Source organism: Variovorax cryoconiti, assembly GCF_051216395.1.
Taxonomy (GTDB): Bacteria; Pseudomonadota; Gammaproteobacteria; order Burkholderiales; family Burkholderiaceae_C; genus Variovorax.
Genome location: NZ_JBPJZI010000003.1, coordinates 513,781 through 526,038, shown reverse-complemented (window position 1 = coordinate 526,038; position 12,258 = coordinate 513,781). Strand labels below are relative to the sequence as shown.

Here is a 12,258-nt window from a genome sequence, read left to right as displayed (position 1 = left end):
GTACACCCGCACCCCGGTGCTTACCAGCGTGCCTTGACGCCGATCGAGCCCTGCACGCCGCTCTTGATGCGCGCACTGCCGCCGACGGCGAACATCTGGCCGACTTCGCCGTAGACGCTCCAGGTCGGGTTCAGGGCCAGCGTCAGGCCGCCAGCCACTTCGCCCCAGGTGCCGCCGGTGCGCGTGGCGATGTCGGTGGTCGCTGCCGGGCCGACGAAGCGCGCGATGTCGGTGCCGCTGGAAGCGCGGTACAGGTTCAGGCGGCCGTAGGGTTGCAGGGCGCCGAGCGAGGTGCTCATCGCGCCCTTCACGCGCACACCGGCACGGGCGACCCAGCCGTTGTCGCTGTCCTGCTGCACCCGGGCGCCGGAGATCGACACGTCGTCGAGGTCGACGCGCTGGTAGACGAGCTGCAGCTGCGGCTCGATGGTCCAGCCCTGGCCGAGTGCGAGCGACTGGCCGACTTCGATGGAGGCGGTCTGGCTGTCGCCCTTGCCCGACGCGGACGCGTTGCCCTGCGGCTGCACGCTGACCCGGTGGTCGCCGGCCTGTAGCACGGCGTCGGCGTAGAAGCCGTTGGCGCCGTACCAGGTCGCGTACGCGCCGAGGTAGCGCGAGCGCAGGTCGTTGCGGCCAACGCTGCGCTGTACACCACTGGCAAGGCCGTTCACGCTGACGTCGCCGTCGAGCTGGCCGACGTAGATGCCGGCGTGCCAGTTGCCGTCGGCCCACAGATCGGTGCCGACCTGAAAGCCGTCGAGGCGGCCCTTGCTGTCAGGCGATGCGTCGCCCTGCTGCTTGACCTCGATGCCGGTGCTGATGACACGGCCCCAGGCATTGCGCGAGCCGGTGCTGGCGGCGCCGGCCACGGGCTCGTCGCCCATGCGCTGATGCAGGTTGCCGAGCATGGCCCAGTCGGCCTGGCGCAGTTGCTGCGGCAGCGCTGCGAAGAGCGGGACTTCGGCGCGATAGGTCGGCACGGTGACGGCGGGTGCGGGCGCGCCGGGTGTGATCGCTTGCGACGGCGTCGGCACGGTGGTCTCCGAACGCAGGTACCAGTTGTCGCCGGCACCGCTCGCGTCGGCCGCATGCAGCGTGTACTCGAAGGCACCGGCATCCACGTGGCCGCCGGCCAGCGTGAACGCGCTCTTGGTGGTCTGCGCGGTCGTGGTCGCGCCGTTGAGCGCGCTCACCACTTCGATGCCGCTGCCGGTGGTTTGGGCGCCCAGGCCGCCGAGGTTGGTCACCTGCACCGTGGTGCGGCCGCTGGCGCTGGCGCCGGCGCCACTGAGCACCAGGCGGTCGGTCGCGCTGCTGCTGTCGCCGAGCGCGGTGCCCAGGCGCAGCGTGCCGTTGTTGCCGACGTAGGCGCCGGTGACGGTCAGCCGCGTGCCGGGCGTGCTGCCGACGAGCGACACGGTGCCGCTGTTGGCGAGCGACGCGACCGTCTGGCTCGCGCCGGCCAGGTCGAGCGTGGCGCCTGCGGCCACGCTGTGGGCGGAGGCCGCGCTCAGCGTGTCGACGGCACCGGCCAGCAACGTGCCGCTGGCCACGGTGGTGGTGCCGGTGTAGCTGTTGGCGCCGGTCAGCGTCAACGTGCCGGTGCCGGTCTTGACGAGGTTGCCACCCGTGCCGCCGGCCACGCCGCCGTCCTGAATCACGCCGCCGATGGTGTCGTTGGCATTCAGGCCGCCGACCGTGAGGGAGCGGGCGCCAAGCCGCACGTCGCCGTTGCCGCTGAGCGAGCCGATGGCCGTGCCGGCCGTGACATTTGACACGTCGACGCTGCCCTGGTTGGTCACGGCCTGTGTGGCCAGCGTGGCCGCGTTGCTCATGCGCAGGCCGGCGCCGGCGTCGACCTGCACCGCACCGCTGCCCAGCGCGCTGGCGCCGTTCATGTCGAGCACGCCGCCCTGGATGGCCGTGCCGCCGCTGTAGCTGTTGGCGGCCGTGAGCTCGAGCGTGCCGGCGCCGGTCTTGGTCAGCGACTGGCTGCCGCCGCTTTGGCCGATGGCGCCGCTCTGGCGCACATCGCCACTGGCCACATCGAGCGCGGCATTGCCGGTCAGCGTGATGGCGTTGGCGAGATCGCTCATGCGTGTGCTGTCGTAGGCCAGCGTGGTGCCGCCAGCCAGCGAGACGCCACCGGTGCCGACGGCGCTGTTGTTGGCGACGCGCAGCGTGCCGCCTTCGACGCGGGTGCCGCCAGCGTAGGTGTTGACGCCCGACAGCGTGAAGACGCCGGTGCCGTACTTGACCATCGCGCCGTTGCCGCCCGCCACGCCGCCGTCGGAGATCGTGCCCGAGAAGTCGCCGGCGCCGGTGCGCAGCGTGCTGGAGCCCAGACCGATGGTGCCGACGCCATTCAGCGTGCCGACGGTTTCGGTGAGGTTCGGGTTGATGAAAGCCAGGCCCGGCAGCAGCACACCGTTCACGGTCGGGCCGCTGGTGCTGTTCACCGTCACGGTCGAGGTGTCGGCGATCTGCTCGCTCACGCCGATCGCGGCGGTCGCGCTGTTCTCCACCAGCAGGTCACCGGCGATCGACGTGGCGCCGCCGGTCCGCAGCAGGCCCATCACCAGGTTGCCACGCAGCGTGGTCAGGCCGGTGTAGGTGTTGGACTGGCTGCCGACGAAGTCGACATCGCCCCAGTAGCCGAGCGTGGTGGGCGCCTCGAAGATCACGCTGTGGTTGCCCGATACCACGCCACCCAGGCGCAGCAGATAGGTGATCGAGGACGGACCGCCAAAGCCGATGGTCGCATCGGTATTCAGCGTCATGGCGCCGTTCAGCGTGAGGCCGTTCTCGCGCGCTGGCGGCTTCGAGTCGTCCGCCGGGTTGAGCGAATTGAAGCGCGTGTCGAGCGGATCGACAATGAAACTGCTGTTGACCACCACGTTGTTCTGCAGCGTGACGCCGCCGCGCAGCGTGCCGCCATTGATGGTCAGCGTGCCGGTGCCCAGCGAGTCGTTGGAAGTCACTTCGAGCGAGCCGCTGTTGAGCGTCGTGCCACCGGTGTAGGTGTTGGTGACCGCGGCGCCATCCAGCCGACGGTTGCCGATCACCAGCCGCCCATTGCCCGTCTTGGTGAATCCGCCGGCGCCGGAGATCACACCGGACTGCGTTGCCTCTTGGGCCGACCCGGACACCTCGAGCGCGGTGTTGGTCCCGCTCGCCAACGCGAGGCCGGCAGTGGTGTTGCTGCCGTCGGGGTAGACGATGGTCTGCGCCACGGCGGCGCCGGTTGCCAGGAGTGCCGCAGCGAGCACAACGACCGAGGCGCCACGGCCACCGCTGCGCGCACGGTCGATTTCGGAAACGGCGACCCAGGCGCCGAGGGCATGGTTCCAGACACTGCGATAGGACTTGTTCACGGTAGACTCTTCTCTGATGTGCGCCCCATCACGGTGCAAGAACCGCTGAGCGCTGTTATACGAAAGTGCTCAATTCTTTCATAGTTAGAACTTTGTACTTCGTGCTTTGACACATCAATGCACCGTCACGTGACATTTGTCACGCACATGTCACGTGCAGGCGCTCACAAAACGCTAGCAAAAGTCGCCGCCGTGACGGGGTCGGCGCATGTTCTGGACACAATCGCCGCATGGGACAGCTCTACCTCGTGCGCCACGGCCAGGCCAGCTTCGGTGCGGACGACTACGACCAATTGAGTGCACTCGGCCGGCGTCAGGCGGTGCGGCTGGGCGACTACTGGCGCGAGCGCGGCATGCGCTTCGACGCGGTGATCACCGGCACGCTGAAACGGCATCGGCAGACCTGGGAAGGGATCGCCGAAGGGCTCGGCCTGCAAGCGCAGGACGTGCTCCCCTGGCCGGGGCTCAATGAGTACGACAGCGAAGCGCTGATCGCCACCATCCACCCCGAAAAGCTGCAGAAACCCGACACGCCCGAGCTCTACCGCCACCACTTCCGGCTGTTGCGTGACGGACTGGGCGCCTGGATGCAGGGCCGCACCGCCCCGGTCGGCATGCCCAGCTACGTGGATTTCCTGGCCGGCGTGACCACCGCGCTCGACCATGTGCGCGCCCGGCACCACGGGGCGAAGGTGCTGGTGGTGTCGAGCGGCGGGCCGATCAGCACCGCGGTCGGCCACGTGCTCGGCACCAGCCCTGAAACCACCATCGAGCTGAACATGCGCATCCGCAACACGGCCGTGACCGAGTTCGTCTTCACGCCCAAGCGGCACATGCTGCTGACCTTCAACGCCCTGCCGCACCTCGACGGGCCGGCATATGAAGACATGGTCAGCTACGCCTGACGCCGCCTGGCCGCATCGTCAGGCGTGCGGCTGGCGCTCAGGGCGTGGCGAGCGGCTTGGGCAGGCGAACGCGGATGAACTCGTTGTCGTCCGGCTTGGCGGTCAGGCGCGAGGGCGAGCCGCCCGGGTAGTTGTTGTCGTTGACGAACATGAGCGTCTGCGCGTCGACGATGGTCACCACCTCCACGCATTCCATGGGGAAGGTGAAGACGCCGTCGATGGTGGCTTCGCGACCGATGCCCGTCGGGTCGAGCAGTTGCATCAGGTCAACCACCTCTTCCTTGATGAGTACGCCGGACGAATCCACCTGCGTCAGGTCGATCTTGAAGACACGCTTGAAGCGGGCCGCGTTGCGCCAGGTGCCCGAGGCCGCGAACTTGCCGGTGCGCACGTCGCCCGCGCCGCTGTCCTTCTCCATCACGAGGAACTGGGTGTCGTTGATGGCGACCATGTCGTTGGGCGTGTAGACCTCGGTCTCGAGGTTGCCGTCGCCATTGATGCGCTGGCCGACGCTCACGCGGTAGATGAAGGTCTTGGTCTCGAAGTTCTGGGTCGCGATGTCGAACACGCTGATGGTGCGGTAGCGGTTGTCATCGCCCGAGATTTCCTTCTCGAACATCGCATAGAGCTTGGTCCGGCTGGCATTGATCGCCATGCTCTCCAGCCCGCCCGAGCCGCCGAGATTGGCCACCGAGGTGTTGCCCTGGATGTAGGGGTTGTTCGAGGTCTGGATCAGTGCGTTGCTGCCAAGGTGGCGCAGGTTCGGGATCTGGATCTCGCGCGACAGCAGCCGACCCTGGCGGTCGAACTTCAGCAGGAAGGGGCCGAACTCGTCGCCGATCCACAGGTTGCCCTGGGCATCGATCTGCATCGACTCGGGGTCGATGTCGTAGCCGGTGAGCCATCGACCCGAGATGATGGCCGGGTCGACCGCAACGGTCTGGCCTGCCGGCGACTGGGTCGTCCCGGGGTAGTTCACCATGTCCGCGACCGCCGGGTAGCCCAGGTTGCGGTACGGGTCGCTCAGCCGGATGTAGCTCTCGGGCGTGAACGATGCCAGCACGGCGCCGGTCTGGAAGTTCACCGGGACGACTGCGCGGTTGTCCCAGTCGAACTTGACCGCGTAGATGTGCAGCAGGGCATCGGGCGACGCAGCGCGGCCGCCGAAGCCGTTGTCCTGCATCACGTAGAAGGTGCCAGTCACCGGCCCCGGCACCATCGCCGAGAAGCCCTGCATCGGCTGCCTGGACGTGAACGGCAGGGTGTAGCCGTAGGTGTTCTTCGCACGGTCGAGGTCGCCGCCCGAGACGAACTGGCCGGAGGTCGGCCCGGCGACATAGCTGTCGGCCGGCAGCACGGCATGGCCGGTGAGCGTGGGCGCGCTGACCTCCGGTGCGGGCGCCGGCGCGGGGGGCTGCGGCGCAGGCGGTGCCGGTGCGGGGGACGGCGCCGGGGTGCCGCCGTCGCCGCCGCCACCGCAGGCGCTCAGCAAGGCGCTGCTCGCGCCCAGCAGCGAGAACGCCGTCACGCCCACGCCGCTGCGCAGCACACCGCGCCGGCCTGCGTCGGCAGGACGCGTGATGGCACCGAAAGGCACGAGGCCCGAATCTTGGTTCTTGTCGTTCATGTCGAAACTCTTCAGAAAGGCGCTGCGGTGGTGGTCAGGTCGGTCAAGGTGTTGGCCTCGAGGTCGATCACGAAATGCTGGGTGGGCGCACCCTTGGCCAGCTTGAGCAGGATCTCCATCAGCGGCTTGAAGCGCGCCTGGAACACGGCGCCCACCACGTTGTCGTTGCGCACCTGGGTGCCGTCCAGCCCGAGCGTGGCGTTGGTGGCTTCCAGCGCCTGCGCGATCACCTTGTATTGCTTGGCCCGTGCGGCCGGAATGTCGTTGAAGGCCAGATCGCCGGCGTTCGCGAGGCGCACGAAGTCGCCGGCAAGGTCGATCGCCTTCCAGTCGTTGAAGTCCTCCAGGCGCAGGCCTGCCGCGTTCGCGAGTGCCCGTGCCTTGGCTTGTGCCGTCGCCAGGTCGGTCGCATAGACGGCCTGCGAACTGCCGTCGCCACCGGCCTCGGACAGGCAGGCGAAGAAGGCGGTGCTGAACAGGCTTCGGTTGCCGGTGTTGGCCAGCTGCTTGAGCGTGACGGCCGTCTTCAGCTGCGAGAGCACCAGCAGGTCGGAGCCGTACAGCGGGCTCTTCACCAGCTCGCGCATCTCGCAGCGCCAGTCGTCGTTCAGCAGCCGCAGGCGCACGAGTTCCGACATGTAGCGCGTGCTGAACTCGCCGTAGCTCTTGGCGTCGAGGATGCTCTTGTCCCACAGCACGCCGTTGCTGCCGCCCGGCAGCATGAAACCGTAGTCGCTGAAGTAGCTGTGCTCCTGGCGGTACAGGTCGAACATCTCGTCGTAGCGCGGCACGTCGTCGAGCCGCACGGTCTGCACGTCAATGTGGGTCGCGTCCTTGAGCGTCAGCAGCTTGTAGGCCGGCACGTAGGCTGCCATCGACGGCGCCTGGATGTTCACCAGCCCGTGGCCATCGTCGTAGGTGCGGATCGCCGTGTCGTTGAAGTGCATGTGCCCGCCCACGTGGACCTGCAGGCCGGTGTCGGCGAGCGCCTTGGTCACGTCTTCCGTGGGGCGGCGCACCATCTGCATCTTGCCGGCGCCCAGCAGGGCCACGATGTCGTCGGAGGCACCGTTGAAGAACTCGCTCATCGGGAAGTGGCTGAAGGCGATGACCTGCTTGCCTTGCGCCTTGCCGCGCGCCACGACGTCCTTGAGCCAGGCGATCACGTGCGGCTTGTACGTCAGCATCTTGTTGTAGCCAGCGTCGCCCGATCCGTTGAAGTCGTTCGCGCCGGCGCCGGTCGGCACGTAGACGTTCGCATCGATGCCCACCAGCCAGACGCCCTCGACCGGCTCGACCAGGTAGCTGGTGTCGGGCGTGTTGCGGCAGAAGGTGTAGCCGCTCTGCTTGGAGGTGCCGCCGGCGCCCTGTGCGCATATCTCGAATTCGCGCCGGCTCCACACGGCCTGCGCCTTCGCTTCAGCGAGCGTGTAGTTCTGGTAGCTGTAGCTGCTGTACGGCGTCTCGAAATACTTGTACGCCGCCTTCGGCATCAGGCCATGCTGGTCGAGCGCTTCGGTGATGCCGGCGTAGCCCATCTCCTTGACTTCCTCGGTGCAGTACGAGAAGTTGACCTTGGCCCAGGCACCGGTGTAGTTGCCTGCGGCACAGTCGCCGTTGCCGTCCTTGCTGTAGATGGGCTGCGGGAAGCCGACACGCCCCGAGTTCGGGTCGAGGCCGAGGTAGTCGGACTTGCCGCCGGCACGTTCCAGCGGCCGGTTCGGGTCATGGTTGCCGGGTGCGGCGAAGAACTGCAGACCATGCTTGGCGGCGTAGTCGTCCAGCACCTTCTTCAGGCCGCGCATGTGCACCGGCTGACCGTCGTCGGAGAAGTCGCCGGGCAGGGCGATGAGCTTCACGCCGCGCGCCACGGCATCGTCGAGCGCTGCCAGGAAGGCGAAGTAGTTTTCGTTGAACAGGCGCGTCGACGTCATCTGCGCGTGCATCAGGCGGATGGTGGCCTGCAGCCCCGTCTTGGGGTTGAACACGCCAGGGAAGGAGCCGTCCTTGAAGGTCGCATAGACATCGTGGAAATGGATGTCGGGCATGAAGGCGATCTGCACGCCGGGCTTGGCTTCGACAGGTGGGGTGGCGGGCGGCGTTTGCGCCGGGGGGGTGGCAGGCGCTTGCGCGACCGTCGAATCGCCTCCGCCGCCACAGGCGACGAGCATGGAAACGGCGGCGGCGGTCACGAGCAGTGCACGCCCGCCCAGGGTGGTGGGAGAGAGAAAATTCATACCGAGGAGTAGGTCAATCGGGAACCGCAGGCGTTGCGCGCGGCGGCGCGCCTGCAGGGCAGAGCCCGAATGATGTTGACGCCTCGTTACCGCGCCATGGCAACCATGCCTCTCTCTGGAGAGAGGAGGCAATTGGAGCGCTCCGCCGCTAGGCCTGCCAGACCCCGTAGCCGAGCGCGCGCAGCCGAATGCCGAGTTCGACTTCCATCGACCTCGCCTCGTCGTATCGCATCGGGTTGTAGCGTTCGTAGATGGCGGGCAGCAGGTACAGCCCGTGCTCGGTCACGTAGCGGTTGGCCTGCAGACCGGCCTTGTGCTTGTCGAAGCGCACGTCCGGGTCCAGCCCGGTCATGCCGACATAGACGAAGGGCTTGCCCAGCACGTAGTCAGGGTTGGCCCGTCGAAAGCGGGCGATGTTCCACACGCGGTCGTTGAGTGCGACCACATAGACGTGGTAGTGCGGGCGCCGTGCCATTCATCGACCGAAGCATGGTGCTTCGGGGGTGGGCTACTTCCTCTTCAGCATGCCCCAGATGAACAGCAGCACGATCGCGCCGACGACCGAGGCGATGAAGCCCGCGCCCTGCCCCGCCGTGTACCAGCCCATCGCCTGACCCAGATACGTGGCGATCAGGGAACCGGCGATGCCGATCAGCGTGGTGATGATGAAGCCGGCCGAGTCGTTGCCCGGCTTGAGCGCGCGCGCGACGAGGCCTGCGACGAAGCCGATCAGAATGGTCCAGACGATGCTCATGGTGATTCCCTTGAAGTGATGAGACGGTGGGCTGAAAGAAAGTGGTTGTTGCCGTACCGCCGGCTCATGATATCGGCGCCGGCTGCGGCAGGGCCTTCGAGACCGCGCTCGCCAGCGTCGAGATGTCGAAGGGCTTGATGAGGATGGACTGGGTGCCGAGCACGCGCCCCACCTCGGCCATGTCGGCGTAGCCGGTGGCGAGGATGACCGGGATGTCGCCGACCATCTCGCGGGCCTTGGCGATCACCTCGGCGCCGTTCAGGCCGGGCATCGCGTAGTCGACCACCAGCAGGTCCTGCGGCGCCGCACTCAGCGCGCTCAGGCCGGCGGCGCCATCGGCCGCTTCGCTCACCACATAGCCCAGCATCGACAGACTCTCGACGATGGCACGGCGGACCTCGGCGTCGTCTTCGATCACCAGCACCCGCTGCCGCCGCGAGGCATGGTCCTGCGGCGCGGTCGCGACCGGCGTGCCGACGGCCGACGCCCGCTCGCGCGACGCCGGGAACACCATCTCGACCTGCGTGCCATGGCCTTCCTCGCTGCGCACCAGGGCCAGGCCGCCTGATTGGCGCGCGAAGCCATACACCTGACTCAAGCCCAGCCCGGTCCCACTGCCCACCGGCTTGGTGGTGAAGAAGGGGTCGAACACCTTGGAGAGCAGGTGGGGTGGAATGCCCATGCCGTTGTCGTGAATCGACACCGCGACATAGTCGCCGGGGGGCAGTTCGCCGACGCTGGGGGACAGCCGCGTGGAGATCGACAGCGTGCCCCCGTTGGGCAATGCATCGCGCGCATTCACCGCGAGGTTGAGCACCGCCATCTCGAGCTGGTTGGCGTCCAGCACGGCCCACGCCGGCTCCGCGCACAGGGCAAGCTCGACCTGCACCGACGGCCCGACCGACACCGCGACCAGTTCGCGCATGCCGTCCAGCAGCTCATTCACATTGGTCAGGCGCGGCAGCAGCGACTGGTTGCGCGCAAAAGACAGCAGTTGGCCGGTGAGCTTCGCGCCCCGCCCCACCGCGCCCTTGGCGCGCGAGGCGATGCCCAGCACCTTCTCGTCCTTGGCCACGCGGGCCACGAGGTCGAGGTTCATGTTGACCACGTGCAGCAGGTTGTTGAAGTCGTGCGCGATGCCGCCGGTGAGCCGGCCGATGGCCTCCATCTTCTGCACCTGGATCAACGCCGCCTGGGCGCGCTCTCGCTCGGCGATCTCGGCCATCAGCCGGTCGTTGGCGCCAGCCAGCTCGCGCGTACGCGAGGCGATGCGCACTTCCAGCTCCGTGTTGAGACGCTCGACCTCGGCGCGCGTGTCCTCGAGCTGCTGCAGGTGCAGCCGCGTGGCGTACTGGCGTCGGCGGGCCCGCACGGCGGCGTCGGCGGCGCGTGCCAGCGTCTCGGTGTGCACAGGACGTTCCAGCACGAAGGCATTGCCGAGCGTCTGGAGCAGCGCCAGCGCCTGGCGCGAACGGCCGCCGGCGTCGCGCGAGGCCAGCACGATGAAGGGGAAATCGGACCAGCTCGGCTGCGCCATCAGCCAGGCACGCAGGGGCGCCTCGGGCACCTGCAGCAGCGACTCTTCGGTCAGGATGGCTGCCGCCGCCCCAAGATCGAGGTCGGCCAGCATGGCATCGGCCGAGGCGCAGACGACGGCCACCAGCTGGATGTCCTGCAGCACCTGCTGCACCACGGCCGCGTCACGGCCACGCGGTGCGTGGATGAGAACCCGGCGCTCCACCTCAGATCCTGGCGATGGACGAATCGTCGCCCAGCAACGCGATGTCACCCCGGTAGGTCGGCACACCGCCCAGCACGCCTTCGAAATCGGTGAGCGCCGGCCCGACCTCCACGCCCATATCGCCCAGGCGGAACTCCCGGATGCTGAGCTCGTGCCGGTTGGTGCGGCTCTTCACCACCGACACCGCCTTCAGGAGGCTGCCGCGCGCCTCGAAGAATCGGAACAGCACGATGGCGTCCGACAGGTAGGACAGGTCGAGGTCGCTGCGCACGTCGCCGATGATGCCGTGCTGGCCCAGCACCAGCAGGGAGACGATGCCCTGCTGGTTCAGGAAGCTCAGCAGTTCGTGCATCTGCAACAGCAGGAACTTGGCGCCCGGCATGGCCTGCAGATAGGCGTTGAGGCTGTCGATCACGATGACGCTGGCACCCCGCTCCTGCACGGCCCGCCGCACCATGTTCGAGAACTGGCCGGGCGACATCTCGGCCGGATCGAGCGACAGCAGTTCGAGTTGTCCGTTCTCGATGAAAACTTCCAGCGGAAGCCCCAACGTTCGGCAACGGTGCAGCAGCGTACCCATGCCCTCGTCGAACAGGTAGTACGACGCCTTCTCGCCACGTCGCAGCGCCGCAACGACGGCCGACATGGCCGTCGTTGTCTTGCCCACGCCGGAAGGGCCCATGAACAGCGTGTTGCTGCCGCGGGCCAGCCCGCTGCCCAGCAGCAGGTCGAGGGCCTCTGTTCCTGTGGACGCGTTGTTCGCCTGGAATTCGCGGTGATGCTCGGAAGCGATCAGCCGGGGATAGACCTGGAGGCCACCGGTGTCGAGGTGCACGTCGTGCTCGCCGCCGCGATAGCGCACGCCCCGCATCTTCACGATGCGCAGATGGCGCCGGACCGGCCCGTAGTCACCGGTGGCCTGGTCCAGGCCCAGCACGCCGTGGGCAATGCTGTGCAACTGCAGGTCGCCGCCCTGCGAACTCATGTCGTCGAGCATCAGCACGGTGCACTCGCGCGCGGCGAAAAAATGCTTGAGCGCCAGAATCTGGCGCCGGTAGCGCAACGGGTCCTGCGCCAGCAGGCGCATCTCGGACAGGCTGTCGAACACCACCCGCGTGGGCGACAGGCGGGTGACCGCCGCCATCACGTCGCGCGTCGTCTCGCCCAGCTCGACCTCTGCGGGGTACAGGATCGACTGCTCGGCCGACGCGCTCAGGCCCTCTTCGGTGACCAGTTCGTACAACTCGATGCCATCGAGCGACCAGCCATGCGACTGCGCCACGATGCCCAGCTCGGTGGCTGTCTCGGACAAGGTGACATAGAGCCCCTTTTCGCCGAGCGCGCGCCCCTCGAGCAGGAACTGCAGCCCCAGCGTCGTCTTGCCGGCGCCCGGCGTGCCCTCCACCAGGTAGAGATGGCCGCTGGGCAAGCCACCGCCGAGCACATTGTCGAGACCGGCGACGCCGGTTCTCGCGCGAGACTGGTGAGCGTTCGGCCGGAGAGGGGATGTCGTGGTGGGTGGCGCGTCAGGCATGTGCAGGTCGGCGATCAGGCGACCGCAAAGTGAGCCTCGATTCTGCCGAGGTCCGACGGTGTTGGCTGTCCTGCCGCGTCCTACAT

General features: G+C 67.8%; 8 protein-coding genes. 1 reads left to right on the top strand and 7 read right to left on the bottom strand.

Translation table 11 applies throughout. The annotated features are described in order from the left end of the window. Positions 1–20: 20 nt before the first annotated feature. A complete protein-coding gene (locus tag ACSFA2_RS11495; protein ID WP_435455451.1) occupies positions 21–3,374 on the bottom strand; it encodes an autotransporter outer membrane beta-barrel domain-containing protein in 3,354 nt (1,117 codons plus the stop codon). Positions 3,375–3,604: 230 nt separating this feature from the next. Between ACSFA2_RS11495 and ACSFA2_RS11490 the strand changes: the two genes are divergently transcribed. Beyond that, positions 3,605–4,279 carry a histidine phosphatase family protein gene (locus ACSFA2_RS11490; protein ID WP_435455450.1) on the top strand — a complete coding sequence of 225 codons (675 nt, stop codon included), beginning with the start codon at positions 3,605–3,607 and terminating at the stop codon, positions 4,277–4,279. A 37-nt stretch (positions 4,280–4,316) separates the two neighbouring features. Here ACSFA2_RS11490 and ACSFA2_RS11485 read toward each other — a convergent pair whose 3' ends face one another. The 6 genes from ACSFA2_RS11485 to ACSFA2_RS11460 all read right to left on the bottom strand — a co-directional run bounded on the left by ACSFA2_RS11485 (position 4,317) and on the right by ACSFA2_RS11460 (position 12,172). Continuing rightward, the gene (locus tag ACSFA2_RS11485; RefSeq protein WP_435455449.1) at positions 4,317–5,906 is read right to left on the bottom strand and encodes an esterase-like activity of phytase family protein; all 1,590 of its coding nucleotides are present in this window, start codon (positions 5,904–5,906) and stop codon (positions 4,317–4,319) included. An 11-nt stretch (positions 5,907–5,917) separates the two neighbouring features. Then, positions 5,918–8,143, bottom strand: a complete 2,226-nt coding sequence (locus tag ACSFA2_RS11480; RefSeq protein ID WP_435455448.1) for a metallophosphoesterase — start codon at positions 8,141–8,143, stop codon at positions 5,918–5,920. 148 nt (positions 8,144–8,291) lie between these two features. After that, entirely contained in the window at positions 8,292–8,618 is a 327-nt protein-coding gene (locus tag ACSFA2_RS11475; RefSeq protein WP_435455447.1) for a hypothetical protein, read from the bottom strand. A 33-nt stretch (positions 8,619–8,651) separates the two neighbouring features. Beyond that, positions 8,652–8,897: a GlsB/YeaQ/YmgE family stress response membrane protein gene (locus tag ACSFA2_RS11470; protein WP_435455446.1), complete on the bottom strand. Its 246-nt coding sequence runs from the start codon at positions 8,895–8,897 to the stop codon at positions 8,652–8,654. Between the two features lie 64 nt (positions 8,898–8,961). Continuing rightward, positions 8,962–10,638, bottom strand: coding sequence for an ATP-binding protein (locus ACSFA2_RS11465; RefSeq protein WP_435455445.1), 1,677 nt, complete (start codon positions 10,636–10,638; stop codon positions 8,962–8,964). Position 10,639: 1 nt separating this feature from the next. Further along, positions 10,640–12,172, bottom strand: a complete 1,533-nt coding sequence (locus ACSFA2_RS11460) for an ATPase domain-containing protein (RefSeq protein ID WP_435455444.1) — start codon at positions 12,170–12,172, stop codon at positions 10,640–10,642. Positions 12,173–12,258: the final 86 nt, after the last annotated feature.